Raw genomic sequence first — 17,922 nt, 5'->3', positions numbered from 1 at the left:
TCTCCATACGTTCGGACGGCAGTACGTCACTCGCCTCACCGACCTCCTGAGCAGCGGCAACACCCACTCGGGAAAACACCCGTTGGGCTCTCTTCCCCCCGACCTGCGATCGCCGGGCCTGTGCGCACGGCGCCGATGGGAGTGTGCAATACCTTGACCAGCGAAATCCGGCGGGCCCTTGTCGTCCGTGGTGGTTGGGACGGGCATCAGCCCGTGACGATCAGCGACAGTTTCGTCCCGTTCCTCAAGGAGCAGGGCTTCACCGTCGAGACCTCCGAAGACCTCGCGGTGTACGACGACGCGGAGCGGCTCGCCGCCACCGATCTGGTCGTGCAGTGCTGGACGATGGGGACGATCACCCCGCAGCAGCGCGACAACCTGGCCGCCGCGGTCCGCGGCGGCACCGGACTCGCCGGCTGGCACGGCGGCATCGTGGACTGCTTCCACGACCACGGCTATCACCTGCTGACCGGCGGCAAGTTCGTGATGCACCCGCCCGGCTTCCTCGACCACACCTACCAGCTGTCCCCCGAGCACGCGGACCACCCGATCATCGCGGGCCTGGACGACTTCGCGATCCACAGCGAGCAGTACTGGGTCCTGACCGATGCGCACATCGACGTCCTGGCCACGACCACGTTCCCCGCCGACGACCTGCACGACCGGCCCGCCGTCATGCCCGCGGTGTGGACCCGGACCCATGGCGCGGGACGCGTCTTCGTCTCGACCATCGGGCACAAACCGGACGACTTCGACGTGCCGCAGGTGCGGACGCTGACCGAGAGGGGACTGCTGTGGGCGAGCCGGTGAAGCCTTTGAACATCGGGATCGTGGGCGCGGGCAAGATCAGCGGCGCCTATCTCTCGACCCTGGAGAAGCTGACGTCGGTGCGGCTGACCGCGATCACCGACCTCGACCGGGCCCGTGCGCAGTCCGTCGCCGACCAGGCCGGATCGCAGGTCTCGGTGGCGGACTCGGTCGCTGACCTCGTCGCCCGTGACGACGTGGACGCGGTTCTGAATCTGACCATCCCGGCCGCGCACGCCGAGGTCGCCCTGGCCGTACTCGCCGCCGGTAAGCACGTCTACGGCGAGAAGCCTCTCGCGACGAACCGCAAGGAGGCCGATGCCGTCCTGACCGCCGCCCGTGATGCGGGACTTCGGGTGGGCTGTGCCCCCGACACCGTGCTGGGCACCGGCACCCAGACCGCGCGCAAGGCGGTCGATGACGGACTGATCGGCCGTCCGGTGGCGGCGACGGCCTTCATGACGACCGCGGGGCACGAGAAGTGGCACCCGGACCCGGAGTTCTACTACCAGCCCGGAGGAGGCCCACTGCTCGACATGGGCCCCTACTACCTCTCCGCCCTGGTGCATCTGCTGGGCCCGGTGGTGAAGGTGACCGGAGCCTCCTCGCGGCCGCGTGCCGAGCGGGTCATCGGCAGTGGTCCGCGGGCCGGGCAGTCCTTCCCGGTCGAGATCGACACCCACATCACGGGTGTCCTGGAGCACGCGGACGGCGCCCTGTCGACGCTGGTGATGAGCTTCGACATCCAGGCCGCGCGCCTGCCGCGCATCGAGGTGCACGGCACCGAGGCCTCACTCTCCGTACCCGACCCGAACAACTTCGACGGGCCCGTCGAGATCCACCGCGGCGACAGGTGGGACGTCCTGCCGGTGTCCGCCGGTCACGCGGACACGGGCCGTGGCGCGGGGCTCGCCGACCTCGCCGAGGCCCTGGACGCCGGGCGCCCGCACCGCGCCTCGGCCGAACTCGCCGCGCACGTCCTGGACGTCATGCTCACCCTCATGGACGCCGCCGAACAGAGCCGCGCACTGCCGGTGACCAGCACCTGCGAGCGGCCCGCCCCGGTCATCGGCCTCTGGCCAAGTGCGCTGACCGGAGAGGTTGGTGACGCGGCCGCCTGGGGTCCACGGAGGTGAGCGGCGGGGGCGGCTGGAGCGGTCGTGCATGCCCTCGGCGCCGTGCCGGTGGTAGCGGCCGGCCCACCGGCTGCGGTGCTGTGGCTGACCTGGAAGCGATCCGCAGCCCGCCGCGGGGGCCGGCCGTCATCGACGACACACCGGGCCGGACACAGCCCGCCGGTCGGTGTCAGCAGGGCATTACGGTGGGACAACGAAGGCCTCCTGGGTGCCGGTTGTAGATGTCGTCATCCACACCGAACCCAGGGGCCCTCGGCTCTTTCAACGCCGCTCAAGCATGTCGCCTGTCACCAACGCCCCAGGACAGCACACTTAGAACGTGATGACGTGGGTTCCCGGTTCCAGGACGACGGGCTCGCCCACGCGGAACTCGCATTCGGTGTCCGCCGGCACGACGACCTCATAGCGAACGGTGCCGTCTTCGCGTCGCCACGACGACGACGCGAGGCCGAAGGGAGTCTCGAGCGTCGCTCGTGCCCAGTCCAGCCGGTCGTCGATGACCGGTTCCACGACGAAGCGCTCGTAGCCGGGGTGCGATTCGAGCGGACGCAGGCCGGCCACGTACCGGTGCAGGAACTCGATGACCGCGCCCTTGCTGTAGTGGTTGAGCGAGCCGCTCGGTGTGCCCTTGGCGTCGATGCCGTCCCAGTGCTCCCAGATGGTGGTGGCGCCTCGATCGATCATCGTCAGCCACGAGGGCGAGGTGTCCTGGAAGAGCAGGTCGAACGCGACATCGGCACGGCCGTTGTCCGCCAGCACAGGGAGCAGCATCCCAGTGGACAGGAAGCCGGTCGACAGGTGTGTGCCATCGGCCCGGATCAGTTCGACGAGGTGCTCGACCGCCGACGGCACGAGGCGCTCGGGGATCAGGCCGAACCCCAGCGCTCTGACGTAGGTCGCCTGGCTGTCCCGCGCCAGTCGGCCGTCGGCGCCGATGAATTCGGTGGCCCAGGCGTGCTCGACGTTCGCCGCGAGCTCGGTCCAGCGTGCCGCGTCCTCCGCCTTGCCCAGTACCTCCGCGGTCCTGGCGAGCAGACGGGCGGAGTTGGCGAAGTAGGCGGTGGCGACGATCGAATGCTCGCCCTCGAAGAGGGCGATCTCGACTCCGGGCTCCAGCCATTCCCCCCAATGGAACCCGGTGTCCCAGAGGAACTGCTCGTGTTCGGGTGCCTCGGGATTCGCCTCGATGCGCTCCGGCGCTCGCGCCGTACGCGCGGTCGTCTCGACGAACTCCAACCACGCGACGGCCGACGGGTACTGCCGCGCCAACACCTCGCGATCCCGATACGACTGCCACATCTGCCACGGTACGGAAACCGCCGCGTCGGCCCACCCCGACGAACCCTCGACAACCGCGACGGCCGCCTCCGGAGACGGGACGTAGTTCCTGACCATGCCGTTCGGCGCCTGGTCGGAGGCCAGATCCTTCAGCCACTTGTCGGTGAAACCGGCGATGTCGTCGAGGAAGGCCGCCGTCGACACGAAGACCTGATAGTCGCCCGTCCACCCCGCCCGCTCACGCTGGGGGCAGTCGGTCGGCACGTCGCACGCATTGGTCCGCCAGCTGCGCACCGCAGCCTCATGCAGCAGTTCGATGCGGCGGTCACTGCAATGGAAGGTGCCGGTAGGGCGCAGATCCGTGCGGACTTCGACGCCGTGGAGGTCGGCCGTGCCGAGAGGTCCCGGCAGTCCGTCGACGGCCACGTACTGGAACCCGTGGGTCGTGTGGCGCGGTTCGAACGCCTGGCCTTCGGCGACGAAGACCACCGAGTCGATCTGGTTGAACGGGCTCGGAGTGGGGCTGTCCGCGTCAGGACGCAGGTGATCCGTCGTGACGTCACCGTCGGCGTCGAGGGCCTCGCCATGGGTCAGCACGATCTCCGACCCGGGACCTGCCTCGTCAAGGTGGATCCAGCCGTTGGTGTTCTCGCCGAGGTCGACGATGTGCCGCCCGCCCTCAAGCGTCGTCACCGACACAGGCGTGATCGACCGGACGCGGCGAACGGGAGGTGCCGGGGTCGCGCACAGGCGGCTCCAGTCGGCGCACAGCGGATCCGTCGGCTCGAGCACCGGCTGCCAGTCGCGGCGATCCCAGCGGAAACCGCCCGGCCGCTGCACCACGCGCTGTCCGTCGAGCAGGTCCGCCTCCGTCGAGTCGGAGATGGTGGAGCCCCAGCCGAGGTCGGTACCGACCACGGTCGTGGAACCGTCGGTGTAGGTGACTTCGAACTGGGCGAGGAACGCCGTGCGGTCACCGAAGTTGTCGTAGGTACGGCCGTAGCCGAACAGGCCGCGGTACCACCCGTCGGAAAGGAACGCGCCCAGGTCGTTCGCGCCTTGGTGCAATACGGTGGTCAGGTCATAGGTCTGCACCTGAAGGTTCGAACGGTAGGCGGTGAAGCCCGGGGTGAGCTCTTGGTCGCCGATCCGCTGACCGTTGACCACCAGTTCGTAGATGCCGTGGGCCGTGACGTAGGCCCGGGCCGAGGCGATCGGCCCGGTCAGTTCCACATCCGAGTGCAGGGCGTAGACGGGCCGATGACCGGGCTCGGGCACGTCCTGCTCATGGGGCCGGATCCAGGAGGCCGACCAGTCGCCTCGCCGCAACAGCCCCATCTCCCAGAACGCCGGCGCCGACCAGTCGCTCTCGCCGAGGTCGGTCCACACGCGCACCCGCCACTCGACTCGTTCGCGAGCGGACGGCTCAGGGCCTGTGTACGGGAGCAGAACGCGCTCGGCGGATCGCACGACGCCGGTCGACCAGTCACCCGCCTCTATCTCGTACGCCGTCTGACGCGTGGCACCGACGGGCAACTGCCACGACAGGCGTGGGCGGGTGACATCCGTTCCCAGAACGGCGTCATCAAGGTGCTCGAAGCGCAGTCGGTGCGGTGCGTCGGTCGTTGTCTGCTCATTCATGAAGGCCTCCGTTGCTCGGACAAGGTTCTCGGGCACAAAGAAGGTCGGCGTGCAGGCCCGCGCTCCGCAGGCCGTCGGCGACAGCAGAGGCTCGCTCTACGCGGCAACGCTCCATCGCACAGGGCACCGTGGAGAGGCGCATTACCTGGCAGTTCGTCAGGTCGGGTGGGGAAGTCCGGGCGCGCCAAGTCTATGTAACGTTTCACGCAAGGCTAGGCAGTGAGGTCGAGAGTGGTCAATGAGATGCGCTGGTGTTGTGAGGTGGCACTTCGCTGGGGATCAGGGGCGTGAGCGTCGAATGGCCAGGTCAAGACAACTGTTATCCGGATCTTGTCGAGAGAAGGAGCCTGCGGCGGCTCCGCCCCCAGGGTGGAGTCGGTCATCGGCGCCTTCCTAAGTCGAGGTGCTTGTGGAACGATACAAATTGTTGGACCTCGTTTGACGCTGCTCATCCCGAGCGCTCCCAGGGGTGTTTCCACCGGACAACGCGTACACCCCCGTCCCGGATCCCACCCATCTGCCGAGAAGCCTGGAGACCTGCATGGTTGTGGCCGCCGCTCCCCGCGCACCTCGATTCGAGCACCACACGGACGGTTCTCCCGTGCTCGGCGTGGGGACTGGTACCCCCCGCTTGTCGTGGACGGTTCCGCAGGCCGACGAGGGCTACGAGCAGACGGCGTACGAGGTCGAGATCAGTCGGGACGGGAACCGTGAGAGATACCGGGTGGACAGCGGCGAGCAGGTGCTGGTGCCCTGGCCGGCCGAGCCGCTCGCGTCCCGGGAGTCCGCCCGGGTGTGGATCCGCGTCGCGCACAAGGAGAAGTGGAGCGAGTGGGGAGCGCCGGCAGTCGTGGAGGCCGGTCTGCTCGATGCCTCGGACTGGTCCGCTGCCTTCGTGAGTCCGACCGGCGTCGGTGATCTGCACGCACCCGCGCCGGTGCTGAGCGGCTCGCTGGACGTGCCGGGCGAGGTGGTCAAGGCCCGGCTGTACGCCACCGCCCACGGCCTCTACGTCGCCACACTCAACGGGCGCCGCGTCGGCGACCTCGTCCTGACGCCGGGCTGGACCGCCTACCAGCACCGGCTGCGCTACCAGACGTACGACGTCACGGACCTGGTCCGCAGCGGGCGCAACGAGCTGGACTGCCTGCTGGGCAACGGCTGGTACCGGGGTCGGCTCGGTTTCCGGGGCGAGCGCGCGCTCTACGGCGACCGACTCGCGCTGCTGGCGCAGTTGGAGGTGACGACCGCTGACGGCCGCGTACACGTCCTCGCCACCGATGGCACGTGGACAGCGCGCGAGAGCGAGGTACTCGCCGACGATCTCTACGACGGCCAGCGCACCGACCTACGGCGGCGGGGCGCAGGCCGGCGCCCGGCCACCGGCGGAGTCGAAGTGGCCGAGGGCGACTCCGTCCCCCTCGTGGCGTCGGACGGTCCCGGCGTGCGGGTCAGTTCTCTGCTGTCGCCCGAGCGGGTGTGGACCTCACCGTCAGGCCGGACGCTGGTCGACTTCGGCCAGATCGCCGTGGGTTGGGTGCGGTTGCGCGTCCGCGGTCTCGCGCCGGGCAGCGAGGTCGTCGTACGGCATGCGGAGGTCCTGGAGGAAGGGGAACTCGGCACCCGTCCCCTGCGCACGGCCGAGGCAACCGACAGTTACCTCGTCACGGGCACCGACGGGGAAGTCCTCGAACCGTCCCTGACGTTCCACGGCTTCCGGTACGCGGAGGTGTCCGGCGTGCCGGGCCTGCGCGGTGAGGACATCGAGGCGGTGGTGATCGGGTCGGACCTGCGGCGCACGGGCTGGTTCAGCTCCTCGCACGAGCTGCTCAACCAGTTCCACGAGAACGTGGTCCGCAGCATGCGCGGCAACTTCGTCGACGTACCCACCGACTGCCCTCAGCGGGACGAACGGCTCGGCTGGACCGGCGACATCCAGGTGTTCGCGCCGACGGCGGCCTTCCTGTTCGACACCGCGGGCTTCCTCGACTCGTGGCTCGCCGACCTGGCAGCCGAACAGCAGCCCGACGGATCCGTCCCGTTCGTGGTGCCGGACGTGCTGCGCACCCCGTCCCCCAGTGCGGCGGCCTGGGGCGACGCCGCGACCGTGGTGCCGTGGGTGCTGTATCAACGCACCGGGAACCGCGGCGTATTGGAGCGGCAGCTGCCGAGCATGTGCGCCTGGGTCAGGCGGATGACCGAACTCGCCGGCCCCGACCGGCTGTGGACGGGCGGCTTCCAGTTCGGCGACTGGCTGGACCCCACCGCACCGCCCGAGGACCCCTACCGAGCCAAAGCCGACCCCGACGTGGTCGCCACCGCACACCTGGCCCGCTCGGCCGACATCGTGGCCGAGGCGGCCCGCGTGCTGGGCCGGAGCGAGGTGGCGGACCACCACGCAGCCCTGGCGGCCGAGGTCCGCGAGGCGTTCGCCCGTGCATTCGTCACGCCCGCCGGCCGTGTCCTGTCCGACGCGCAGACCGTCTACGCCCTGGCCATCGAGTGGGCACTGCTGCCCGGCGAGGAGCAGCGCAAGGAGGCCGGCCGACGGCTGGCGGACCTCGTACGCACCAGTGGCTTCCGCATCGGCACCGGGTTCGTGGGCACCCCTCTGGTCACCGACGCACTGACCTCGACCGGACATGCGGACGTCGCCTACCGCCTGCTGCTTCAGACGGGCTGCCCCTCGTGGCTCTACCCGGTGACCATGGGCGCGACCACGATCTGGGAGCGCTGGGACAGCATGCTGCCCGACGGAAGCATCAACCCCGGCGAGATGACCTCCTTCAACCACTACGCGCTCGGCGCGGTCGCGGACTGGCTGCACCGGCGGGTCGCCGGCCTCGCCGCCGCCGCGCCCGGCTACCGCGTGATCACCATCCACCCCGTGCCGTCCGCCGCGCTGACCTCCGCCTCCGCCCGCCATCTCACTCCGTACGGCGAAGCCCGCGTGGCCTGGACACGCGCCGACGGCCGTTTCCGCCTGGAGGCGCAGGTTCCTGTCGGGACCACCGCGCAGGTCTGGCTGCCCGGCGCCGACGCGCACGAGACCGTCGCACACGGCGAGCATCGCTGGGAGATGCCCGACCCGTTCCCGACCTCCCCGGAGCCGCGTACGCCGGTCACCGTCCGCGATGTGCTCGACGAACCGGCGATCTGGTCCGCGGTAGCCGCTGCGGCTGTCCGGACCGGTGTGACCCCCGGCGGCGAGGCCGAGGCGGCCCGTCAGCTCGCCGCGCACCTCGACGCGCCCGCGACGGATCTCGCTCGCGCCCTCGCCCCGCAGGAGTTCTCACCGGGCGCGGGCGCCTTCCAGCATGAGGTCGACGCCATCTTCGGATCGCTCCGTGACTGACTGACTGACTGCTCGCCGCCACAACGAACGCATCGGAAACCACGGACTGCTCTGAGGGGTCTTGACCAGCCCGGGCGGTGGCCTCAGGGGCCCATCGGCGCGCGGCGGTGACGGTGTGCCGGTGCGGCGCTCGCGCACCGGCGCGGGGTGACTCGTCTGCCGTCGGGAGTCGCTGCCCGCTCCCCGGCCCGAGCAGCGAACCCGCACGAGATTCCATCCAGGATCGCCCTCGGCGTGCGGGTTCCAGGGCGAGAGCATCAAAGATTCCGCGAACCTGCGCGCTTCGGCGAGTGGTCGCCGTAAGCGCTCCCGGCGAGATGGACACGGGAGGACGGGCCTACTTGGTGAGCACGGCGGTGCGCCGGGACCAGGAGCCCTCGGCAGCGGCGCTGAGCAGGAACGCGGCGACATCGGCCCGGGAGATCCTGGGCACGCCGGGCAGGCGGTCGAGCTGCTTCAGGTCGATTGCCTGGATGGTCGTGGCCGGCTTGTTGGTCAGCAGCACCGGGTAGACGAGCGTCCAGTCCAGGATGGAGCCGGTGAGGATGTGCTCGCCTGCGGCCTTGTCGGCGAAGTTCGCCTTGCCGCCCTTGTAGAGGAACCGGAGGATCCCGGAGGCCTTTGCCAGGGACTCGCCGACGCCGAACGCCGACATGATCACCACGCGCTTGGTGCCGCTGGCCTCGGCGGCCTGGACGAGCGCGCGCGTGCTGTCGGTGATCAGGTTCGCCGGGTCCTTGGCCTTGCCGATCCCGAGGGTGCTGACCACCGCGTCCACGCCGCGCATGGCCTCGGCCAGCGCCTCGGCGTCGCGGACGTCACCAGCGATCGCGGTCACCCGCTTGCGCTGGGCGAGCTTGGCCGGGTCGCGTACGAAGGCGACCACCTCGTGTCCGGCGGCGCCGGCCGCGTCCGTGAAGAGGCCGCCGGTCGCCCCGGTGGCGCCCAGGAGGAGAAATCTCATTGCAGTCGGTCCTTTCAGCGAGCCTCGACGGCTCTCGTTTTACGAATCTGGTCACGCGGTGAGGAAATCGGTTCCTGCTCGTGAGGCAGTCCGGGCAGGTACATCCACTGCCGACGGAACGTGCTCCGCACAGCTGGGTACGTCGTGTGCGGTCAGCGTCCTGTCCTGGAGCGCACTCGTGACCTCGACGCGGCTCTCATGAACCCACTCAACCAAGCCTTGCTACACGATAGTAAAGATGAAACTGAGTTGCAAGCGTGAGTCGGATGGTCAATACCGAACGCTGGCATTGAATGCGGACGTGATCGTCAGGTGGCCGAATCGGCGGGGAGAAGGCTGTCCTCGGCAGCTTCGAAGACCACGGCCAGCGACCAGCTGGGGGTACGGCTTGCCGCGCAGCATGTCGACCACGCTCTGGATGACGATGGCGTCCCCGATGCCTCCACGGCCAGGCGGTCGGACGGGACCGTAGGGCTTGAGCCGCACCTCGCCGTCCTGGGAGACGGGCTCCACGCGGCGGATCAGCAGCGGGGCGAACTTCGGGTGCCGCCAGGGCCCGCCGCCGCGCGGCCCGGTCACCACCACGGCCGGGTAGCCGGCCCGGGGTTCGGCCTCCTGCTCGGTGGCCGACTCGATCAGCGGGTGCGCCTCGGCGGGAACGGGCACGCAGCCGTCGTCGTCGACCTCACCGGACAGGAACCGCTCCGCGCCGGTGAGACAGACGTGCGAGGTCTCGCGGTCGCCCACCCACATCAGCGGCGTCTCGGAGGCGCGCAGGCCCACGGCGAAGCCGCCGCTGCGGCAGCAGTCGATCATCGCGATACCTTCTGCGCGGCCCAGCACTGCTCCAGCCCGCTCGCTGACGAAGCCGGCGCTCACGCCGGTCTCCGCGATCCGGTCGAAGTCGGTGTCCGTGGCGATGAAGATGAAGTGGAATTCGCCGCAGTCCCGGACGAGCCGCGCACCGTGCCCGGACACGTACACCAGGGCCAGTTCGTCTGCTCGCACTCCTCCAGGAACTCGCTGTCGGCCTCGCGGCAATGGGCCAGGGACTGGCCGGAACACGTGACGCGCAGATCAAGAGTTCGCCGATCGGCTTCCTGCTCCTCGCTCAACGGCGCCTGCCGCTCGCGAGGTTCAACGGCCGCGCCATCCGCCCGATGGTGTCTCAGGCCTTTCCGCGGCAGGCGATAGGACGGCGTGGTCCATCCGGTCGCATTGGGAAGCGACGTGGAAAAGGGAGGCGCCGAAGTTGATTTGGCGCGGGCTACCGCAGAACGTGCCTCGCCCCGCGCCCGATGTTCGTGTGTGGGGGGTACGCGGGGCGAGGAGTTCTGCGGTGCTGGATTCCGTCGAGATCGAGCCGTGCAGCTGTCGCACGGACTCGCCTCACAGCGTGGCTGAGGCCTTCCGGCGAGGTGGGTTTGCGTCACCGGCTCGGGAAGGCACCACGCTGTTCAGGGGTGCGTCCCGGTCGCCGCCGGATGCTGAAGGCCCGGCTGAGCGCATCGCCGGACCTTCAGCGGGTCGCACCGTTCCTCGGGCTGATGCGTGGGGGACTCAGCAGCCGTAGTTGACCAGGTCGAAGGACTCGTAGTGGTCGGCCGTGTAGTAGTCCTCTCGGTTCTCCTCGCCGGTGACGATGCGGCGCGCACCGCGCGTGGAGGAGCCCGGCGTGATCACGGTGTACTCGTGATAGTAGCCAGAGGACTGGCTGGGCAGAATGCCTTCCCGGTTCTGGAAGACGGTGCCGTCCTGCGAGTACGGATAGGGGCCGCCCTGCTCGATCAGGTCGAGTGTGTCGTGGGCCTGGGAGGGCAGGTCGCTGTAGCAGATGCTGCCGACCGCGGCGGCCGCCGGAGTGGCGGTGGCGACGGTGCCGCCGACGAGGAGGGCGGACAGGACGGCGGCTGTGGCGCCGATGCGGGTGATTCGTGGGGGGAATCTCATGCCTCATGATGACGCGCGTAGACAGTGGCATGTCAATGACAACTCCGGGGAATTTCCCGTCAAGTCCGATGAGTTTTCGCGGAGTTAACTTGCGACTCCGTGTCACCACCTCATCCCCACACGCTGGTGTACCGCCTGGTGACTCGAGCCTGGAGCCGCTCGTTCTCCAGGCCGGCGACGGCGCACACACCTCGGGGTCGGCGTGCGCGCGTTGTTGCGGATCCAGAAGCCGGCGTGGCTGATGATTTCCCATTCAAGTCGGTGCCGCGACGTCACGCATCGCAGGTGGACGATCTGGCCGAGCTTCCGGAAGTTGTCGACCGGGCGCCGGTCTGGGAGGCGCTACGGTCCCCCACCGGACAGACGGTCGAGCGGGCCGCCGGCCACCCGCTTCCTCGGAGACGGTCACCCGGATTTCCGGCTCTCGGCCGCCGCGAACAGGGCGAGCGCCAGGACGATCAGCGCGATGCTCACATAGATCTCGTAGCCGTCCAGGGTGCTCCACCGCTGCGTCACCCCCCACCGCAGCTTGCCGGTGAGTTCGTACACCAGACCGCCGGAGCCCTGCAGCAGGGCGATGAACCCGAGAAACTCCAACAACTGCTTCATGTCCAGGATCCTCGCCCCGCGGTCCCCCCACATCCATCGGCCGCGGGGCGAGCCCTGTCCGACGGGAGTACCGATCCGAGGGGCGGCGGGCCGCCGAAAGTCGACGAGGTCACGACTTTGGTCGCGATCACCGGCTGAGGGAGGTGGTGGAGGCCGTCTCTGCGTAGATTTGTCGACCGTGAGTGGTGACAAGCCGGTACCCGAGCCGCCGACCTTCCCGGGGCGGAGCTGGCTGTTGCCGTCCGCTGTGCTCGACCCCGACCACGACCCCGAGAACGGACACGCCGGACGGCCGCCCAAGCGCACCGCACGCGACTGGGTCGTCGACTTCACCTGCTTCCTGCTGGCCGTGTTCATCGGTCTCCTGACCGTGGAGACGGTCAGGAACGAGCCCTACCTGCCGCAGGGCTTCGCCGTCTTCGACCAGGTGCTGGGCGCGCTCGCCTGCGCCGCGGTCTGGCTGCGCCGGCGCTGGCCGGTCGGCCTCGCCGTGGCGATGGTCCCGGTCTGTTTCTTGTCCAGCACGGCGGGCGGCGCCGGCTTCGTCGCCTTCTTCACCCTCACCGTGCACCGGCCCTTCCGCTACGTGGCCTGGGTGGCCGGCACCTCCCTCGCGCTGACCCCGCTGTTCTTCTGGCTGCGGCCCGACCCCGACATCAGCTACCCCTGGGCGGTCTTCCTGGCCGCGCTGCTCACCGCCGCGATCGTCGGCTGGGGCATGTTCGTGCGTTCCAAGCGGCAGCTCATGCTCAGCTTCCGGGACCGGGCCCGGCGGGCCGAGACGGAGGCGGTGCTCCGGGCCGAGCAGGCGCAACGGCTCGCCCGTGAGGCCATCGCGCGCGAGATGCACGACGTCCTGGCGCACCGCCTGACGCTGCTGAGCGTGCACGCGGGCGCGCTGGAGTTCCGGCCCGACGCGCCCCAGGCCGAGATCGCCCGCGCGGCGGGCGTCATCCGGGAGAGCGCCCACGAGGCCCTGCAGGACCTGCGGGAGATCATCGGTGTGCTGCGCGCGGGCGAACCCGACGACGCGGGCCGGCCCCAGCCGACCCTCGCCGCCCTCGACACCCTCGTCTCCGAGTCCCGCGAGGCCGGCATGAAGGTCGTCCTGGACCAGCACGTCACCGACCGCGCCGCCGTCCCCGCCTCCGTCGGCCGCACCGCCTACCGCATCGCCCAGGAGTGCCTGACCAACGCCCGCAAGCACGCCCCCGGCGCCGAGGTCACCGTCACCGTCTCGGGCGCCCCGGGCGACGGACTCACCGTTTCCGTACGCAACCTGGCGCCTCCGGGGGAGGTCCCGCCCGTCCCCGGCTCCGGCCAGGGCCTCATCGGCCTCACCGAGCGCGCCACGCTGGCCGGGGGCCGTCTGGACCACGGGCCCGACCAGGACGGCGGGTTCGGCGTACGGGCCTGGCTGCCCTGGCGCTGAACCCGGGCATCGGCGTGCGCGACGCCATCTCGTCCCCCATGATGGCCAGTTGACTCGTACGACCCGTGCGGGCCGTACGGCGCCGGGCGCCTCGGGAGGGACAGCAGAGTGAGTTTCGGGGGACACGATCCGCACCAGCCGCCCTGGCCGCCGAACGGAGGACCGTACCCCCCGACGGCTCCACCGCCGCCTCCGGGACCGTACGTCCCGCCCCGGCCGGGGCCACCGCCGTACGGCCCCAACGCCCCCTATCCGTACGGTCCCTACCCGCCGCCCACCCTGTGGCGGCAGCTGCGGGAGGACGACTGGCCGCCGCTGAGGCAGTTCCTCGGCGGGCTGCGGCTGCACGGCTGTCTGTGGGCGATGGCGGTGATGTGCGCGTGGCCGATGGTGGTCGGTCTGCTGGTGGGCTACCCACTGGCCCGCTCGGCCCGCCGCCCGGCCCGGCGGATCTTCCCCTCCCGCGCCCGCCACCGCCTCGTGGACGACGAGGTGGCACGGGTGCAGCGGAAACGGGCCTGGACGGCCACCGCGATGTCCCTGCTGATCCTGGCGGTGTACGGCAGACCCGAGGACGTGGACCAGGCGCAGCAGCAGTTCATGATGCGGCTGACCATCACCCCCTGGCTGCTGCTCCTCAGCGCCCCCGCGGTCGTCGCGGCCCTCTTCCGCTGGTCGTCGCCGACCGCGAGAGAAGCCATGCGTCCCCATCTGCGCACCGCAGGGACATCGGCCCTGTGGTACGTCGGCGCCTTCACAACGATCCCGCTCCTCGTCGGGGCGATCTACTACGCGGACAGTCACCTGGGGAAGGACGTGGGCCTCTGGGGGCCGCTCGTCCTCCTCCTGCCGCTGCTCTGGGTACTGCTCTTCCTCGCCTTCGCCTCCGGGCCCGCCGTACGCAGCGCCTTCAACACCGCCGAGGTGCATCCGGCGCTCCCGGCGCTGCTCACCGGTGCCCTGGTGTGGGAGTTCGCCGCCATCAACCTGGCCGTCGGCGGGCTGCCACCGGGCCCGCCGCTCGTCCAACTCGCCGCCCTCATCGGCGGCCCGGCCTCGGTTTCGGCCGTCGCGTGGTGGGAGATCCACCGGCTGCGCACCCGGTACGGGGTGCGGCTGCGCGGCTGAGGAGGGCCTTTGGTCGGTCGGCGCTGGGGAGCGTCCAGCATCGGTTGGCGTTGAGGAGCGACGCCCGCCGGTCGGCGCTGGGGAGCGACACCGGTCGGTCGGCGCTGGGGAGTGAGACCGGCCGACTGGCGCTGGGGAGCGAGACCCGCCGGTCGCCCCAGCGGGGTCGACCGAGCTGTACAGGACCGACCAGCCCGTACACGTCCGTTCAAGCCATCCGCGGCACCACGCGCTGCCCCGCCGACCCGTACACCCACGCCGACGCCTCGTCGATGAAGTCGCCGGGGAAACCGAGGCGGAAGTCGGTGGCCTCCTCCAGCCGGGCCAGCAGCTCCTCGGGGAGGACGAGCCGGGCGGCGCCGAGGTTGTCCATGAGCTGTTCGACGCGGCGGGCACCGAGGATGGGGTGCACGGCGGGGGAGTGGGCCATGGTCCACGCGATGGCGACCTGGGCCGGGGTGGCGTCGAGTTCGTCGGCGGCGGCCTGCACGGCCTCCGCCACCGCACGCTCGCGTTCCCCGATCGCCTCGGCGGACAACCGGGTCGCGGTGCCCGGCGCCACCCCGCCCGGCCGGGTGTACTTGCCGGACAGGACACCGTTCTGCAGGGGGCTCCAGGCCGCGACCGACATGCCGAACGCCTCCGCCATCGGCAGCAGTTCGCGCTCGATGTCCCGGTTGAGCAGGCTGTACGGCACCTGGAGCGCCGACAGCGGCGACCAACCCCGCCATTCGGCAAGGGTGTTGGCGCGCGAAACCACCCACGCCGGGGCGTCCGAGATACCGACGTACAGCACCTTCCCGGACCGTACGGCGTCGTCCAGGGCGCGCATCGTCTCCTCGACCGGGGTGTTCCGGTCCCAGATGTGCACCCAGTAGAGGTCCACGTAGTCCGTGCCCAGGCGCCGCAGGCTCGTCTCCAGGGACAGCGCGAGGTTCTTGCGGTGGTTGCCCGCGGCGTTGGGATCGGTGCCGTCGCGCGAGACCGTGTACTTCGTGGAGAGCACGAACCGGTCGCGCCGCCCCTTGAGCAGCTCGCCGACGATGCGCTCGCTCTCCCCGCCCCGGTAGTTGACCGCGGTGTCGATCACATTGCCGCCGGCCTCCGCGTACACGTCGAGGATCCGCGCGCACTCCTCCCGGGGTGCTCCCACCCCACCCTGCTCCCCGAACGTCATGGCGCCGAGGAACAGCTCGGAGACGCGGAGCCCGGTCCGCCCCAGGAGTCGGTAACGCACCCAAAACCTCCGTCAGTTGAATGCCGTACCGGCCGACACTAACGGGTCGGCGCACGACAAGGCGGTGCTCCGGGACGAAGCCTCATTACGGTGGTGCCCATGACCGCGATCCGAACGGTGGGCCGATGACCGCGATCCGCCTCCTCCTCGTCGACGACGACCCCCTCGTGCGCGCCGGACTGTCCTTCATGCTGGGCGGCGCCGACGACATCGAGATCGTGGGCGAGGCGGCCGACGGCGACGAGGTGGACGCCCTCGTCGACCGTACGCGCCCCGACGTCGTCCTCATGGACATCCGGATGCCGACCGTCGACGGCCTCACGGCCACCGAGCGGCTCCGCGGCCGCCCGGACGCGCCCCAGGTCGTCGTCCTCACCACTTTCCACGCCGACGACCAGGTCCTGCGCGCCCTGCGCGCGGGCGCCGCCGGGTTCGTCCTCAAGGACACCCCGCCCGCCGAGATCGTCGAGGCGGTACGGCGGGTCGCGGCCGGCGACCCGGTGCTTTCGCCCGCCGTCACCCGCCGCCTCATGGCGCACGCCGCCGGCACCGCCCCCGACACCCGCCGCACGAACGCCCGTACCCGCGTCGCCGCCCTCAACGACCGCGAACGCGAGGTCGCCGTCGCCGTCGGCCGCGGCGCCTCCAACGCCGAGATCGCCGGCGAACTCTTCATGAGCGTCGCCACCGTCAAGACCCACGTCTCCCGCATCCTCGCCAAGCTCGACCTCAACAACCGGGTACAGATAGCCCTGTTGACGTACGACGCGGGGTTGCTGGAGGAGGACGGGCGCCAGGGCCCCTAGAGGCCTGGCGCCGGGCACTCGTGGGTGGACCCGCGCGTTGTACGGGCGAGGGGGGAACTCATGGGACAGGCGAAGGTGATCGATCTCGGGGAGTACGGGCCGCGGTTCACGGAGGACCCGCATCCCGTGTACGCGGAGCTGAGGGCGCTGGGCCCGGTGCACCGGGTGCGGCTGCCGAAGCTCGACGCCCATCACGAGGTATGGCTCGTCGTGGGGTACGAGGAGGCACGGGCGGCGCTCGCCGATCCCCGGCTGTCGAAGGACGGCTCGAAGATCGGCGTCACCTTCCTCGACGAGCAGCTGATCGGCAAGTATCTGCTGGTCAGCGACCCGCCCCAGCACACACGGCTGCGCGGGCTGATAGCCCGTGAGTTCACCGCCCGCCGGGTCGAGCAATTGCGGCCGAGGGTCGAGGAGATCACCGGCTCGCTGCTGGACGCGATGCTGCCGCTCGGCCGCGCCGACCTGGTGGAGTCGTTCGCGTACCCGCTGCCGCTCACCGTCATCTGCGAACTGCTCGGCGTGCCCGAGTTCGACCGGGCGGCCTTCCGTAAGCTGTCGACGGAGGCGGTGGCACCGACCAGCGGTGCGAGCGAGTACGAGGCATTCGTCCAACTCGCCTCCTATCTGGGCGAGTTGATAGAGGACAAGCGGTGCTCCCCGCCCGCCGACGACCTGCTGAGCGCCCTGATCCGGACGACGAACGAGGACGGCGACCGCCTGTCCTCCGACGAGCTGCGCGGCATGGCCTTCATTCTCCTCATCGCCGGCCACGAGACCACGGTCAACCTCATCACCGGCGCCGTCCACGCGCTCCTCACCCACCCCGGTCAACTCGCCGAGGTGCGGGCCGACATGAGCCTCGTCGACGCGGTCGTGGAGGAGACACTGCGCCACGAGGGGCCGGTGGAGAACGCGACGTTCCGCTACGCCGCCGAGCCGTTGGACATCGGCGGTACGGCCATCCCGGCGGGCGACTCGGTGATGATCGGCCTGGCTGCCGCCGACCGTGACGGCACCCGCTATGCCGCGCCCGACCGCTTCGACATCCACCGCGACACGCGCGGGCACCTCGCCTTCGGCCATGGCATCCACTACTGCCTGGGCGCGCCCCTGGCCCGGCTTGAGGCCCGTGTGGCGCTCCGTGCACTTCTGGGACGCTGCCCCGGCCTGGCCCTGGACGGCCCGCCGGGTGAATGGCTGCCGGGAATGCTGATACGGGGGGTGCGGAGCCTGCCGGTGCGCTGGTGAGGGGTGTTTTTTCGCCCCCGCCGCCCCTACCCGTCCCATCCCCGGGGGCGCTGCCCCTTCGACCCCGTGACCGTGTCACGGGGCTCCGCCCCGGACCCCGTTCCCTTGATCGCCGTAGGGGCTTGGGGGAGTGTGTGGCTGCGGGATCGTCGTGGCATGTCGCGCAGTTCCCCGCGCCCCTAAAAGCATCGGGACCCGCCCGGCACATTCAGGCGAGCCCCTGGACTCAGCCGAGGCCCGGCGCATCCCATCGCCGCTGCCCTCTCCGGTCGCGCTCGGGCGTATTCAGCCTGTCCGGCGTTTGAGGACAGCCCGGAGGGCGATTCAC

At 70.4% G+C, this 17,922-nt stretch carries 13 protein-coding genes and 1 pseudogene; 7 read left to right on the top strand and 7 right to left on the bottom strand.

Going from position 1 to position 17,922, the window contains the following annotated elements; genetic code table 11:
* Positions 1–135 precede the first annotated feature (135 nt).
* Both JIX56_RS07595 and JIX56_RS07590 read left to right on the top strand, forming a co-directional pair.
* Positions 136–810 (top strand): ThuA domain-containing protein, encoded by a 675-nt coding sequence (locus JIX56_RS07595; RefSeq protein ID WP_257537998.1) that lies wholly within the window; start codon positions 136–138, stop codon positions 808–810.
* The gene (locus tag JIX56_RS07590; protein WP_257537997.1) at positions 795–1,943 is read left to right on the top strand and encodes a Gfo/Idh/MocA family protein; all 1,149 of its coding nucleotides are present in this window, start codon (positions 795–797) and stop codon (positions 1,941–1,943) included. The genes JIX56_RS07595 and JIX56_RS07590 overlap by 16 nt, the downstream gene beginning before the upstream one ends.
* Here JIX56_RS07590 and JIX56_RS07585 read toward each other — a convergent pair.
* A pseudogene (locus JIX56_RS07585) lies at positions 1,926–2,137 on the bottom strand (leucine zipper domain-containing protein); the annotation flags it as partial. The gene JIX56_RS07590 and the pseudogene JIX56_RS07585 overlap by 18 nt on opposite strands.
* Positions 2,138–2,255: 118 nt before the next feature.
* Positions 2,256–4,862, bottom strand: coding sequence for a glycoside hydrolase family 78 protein (locus tag JIX56_RS07580; RefSeq protein ID WP_257537996.1), 2,607 nt, complete (start codon positions 4,860–4,862; stop codon positions 2,256–2,258).
* 541 nt (positions 4,863–5,403) lie between these two features.
* Here JIX56_RS07580 and JIX56_RS07575 point away from each other — a divergent pair.
* Positions 5,404–8,217, top strand: coding sequence for an alpha-L-rhamnosidase (locus tag JIX56_RS07575; RefSeq protein ID WP_257537995.1), 2,814 nt, complete (start codon positions 5,404–5,406; stop codon positions 8,215–8,217).
* A 337-nt stretch (positions 8,218–8,554) separates the two neighbouring features.
* Here the strand turns inward: JIX56_RS07575 and JIX56_RS07570 are convergent, their stop codons facing one another.
* The 4 genes from JIX56_RS07570 to JIX56_RS07555 form a co-directional block, all read right to left on the bottom strand.
* Complete coding sequence (locus JIX56_RS07570) at positions 8,555–9,181, bottom strand: NAD(P)-dependent oxidoreductase (protein ID WP_257537994.1); 627 nt, start codon at positions 9,179–9,181, stop codon at positions 8,555–8,557.
* Between the two features lie 270 nt (positions 9,182–9,451).
* Positions 9,452–10,189: a hypothetical protein gene (locus tag JIX56_RS07565; protein ID WP_257537993.1), complete on the bottom strand. Its 738-nt coding sequence runs from the start codon at positions 10,187–10,189 to the stop codon at positions 9,452–9,454.
* 552 nt (positions 10,190–10,741) lie between these two features.
* On the bottom strand, positions 10,742–11,131 hold the full coding sequence (locus JIX56_RS07560) for a ribonuclease domain-containing protein (protein WP_257537992.1): 390 nt from the start codon (positions 11,129–11,131) through the stop codon (positions 10,742–10,744).
* A gap of 405 nt (positions 11,132–11,536) precedes the next feature.
* Entirely contained in the window at positions 11,537–11,740 is a 204-nt protein-coding gene (locus tag JIX56_RS07555; RefSeq protein WP_257537991.1) for a hypothetical protein, read from the bottom strand.
* A 178-nt stretch (positions 11,741–11,918) separates the two neighbouring features.
* Between JIX56_RS07555 and JIX56_RS07550 the strand changes: the two genes are divergently transcribed.
* Both JIX56_RS07550 and JIX56_RS07545 read left to right on the top strand, forming a co-directional pair.
* On the top strand, positions 11,919–13,172 hold the full coding sequence (locus JIX56_RS07550; protein ID WP_257537990.1) for a sensor histidine kinase: 1,254 nt from the start codon (positions 11,919–11,921) through the stop codon (positions 13,170–13,172).
* A 108-nt stretch (positions 13,173–13,280) separates the two neighbouring features.
* On the top strand, positions 13,281–14,300 hold the full coding sequence (locus JIX56_RS07545; protein ID WP_257537989.1) for a hypothetical protein: 1,020 nt from the start codon (positions 13,281–13,283) through the stop codon (positions 14,298–14,300).
* 208 nt (positions 14,301–14,508) lie between these two features.
* Here the strand turns inward: JIX56_RS07545 and JIX56_RS07540 are convergent, their stop codons facing one another.
* The gene (locus JIX56_RS07540) at positions 14,509–15,537 is read right to left on the bottom strand and encodes an aldo/keto reductase (protein WP_257537988.1); all 1,029 of its coding nucleotides are present in this window, start codon (positions 15,535–15,537) and stop codon (positions 14,509–14,511) included.
* A gap of 125 nt (positions 15,538–15,662) precedes the next feature.
* Between JIX56_RS07540 and JIX56_RS07535 the strand changes: the two genes are divergently transcribed.
* Positions 15,663–16,343: a response regulator transcription factor gene (locus tag JIX56_RS07535; protein WP_257537987.1), complete on the top strand. Its 681-nt coding sequence runs from the start codon at positions 15,663–15,665 to the stop codon at positions 16,341–16,343.
* A gap of 60 nt (positions 16,344–16,403) precedes the next feature.
* Positions 16,404–17,594 (top strand): cytochrome P450 family protein, encoded by a 1,191-nt coding sequence (locus tag JIX56_RS07530; protein ID WP_257537986.1) that lies wholly within the window; start codon positions 16,404–16,406, stop codon positions 17,592–17,594.
* The last annotated feature ends 328 nt before the right edge of the window (positions 17,595–17,922 follow it).

Source organism: Streptomyces sp. CA-210063 (assembly GCF_024612015.1).
Classification (GTDB): Bacteria; Actinomycetota; Actinomycetes; order Streptomycetales; family Streptomycetaceae; genus Streptomyces.
Note: the sequence above shows the minus strand (reverse complement) of the source record. Positions and strands in the feature narration are given on the sequence as shown.

Coding starts and splice junctions, on each gene's coding strand:
- JIX56_RS07595 (WP_257537998.1), top strand. CDS start 136: ATGGGAGTGTGCAATACCTTGACCAGCGAAATCCGGCGGGCCCTTGTC.
- JIX56_RS07580 (WP_257537996.1), bottom strand. CDS start 4,862: ATGAATGAGCAGACAACGACCGACGCACCGCACCGACTGCGCTTCGAG.
- JIX56_RS07575 (WP_257537995.1), top strand. CDS start 5,404: ATGGTTGTGGCCGCCGCTCCCCGCGCACCTCGATTCGAGCACCACACG.
- JIX56_RS07555 (WP_257537991.1), bottom strand. CDS start 11,740: ATGAAGCAGTTGTTGGAGTTTCTCGGGTTCATCGCCCTGCTGCAGGGC.
- JIX56_RS07570 (WP_257537994.1), bottom strand. CDS start 9,181: ATGAGATTTCTCCTCCTGGGCGCCACCGGGGCGACCGGCGGCCTCTTC.
- JIX56_RS07535 (WP_257537987.1), top strand. CDS start 15,663: ATGACCGCGATCCGCCTCCTCCTCGTCGACGACGACCCCCTCGTGCGC.
- JIX56_RS07530 (WP_257537986.1), top strand. CDS start 16,404: ATGGGACAGGCGAAGGTGATCGATCTCGGGGAGTACGGGCCGCGGTTC.
- JIX56_RS07560 (WP_257537992.1), bottom strand. CDS start 11,131: ATGAGATTCCCCCCACGAATCACCCGCATCGGCGCCACAGCCGCCGTC.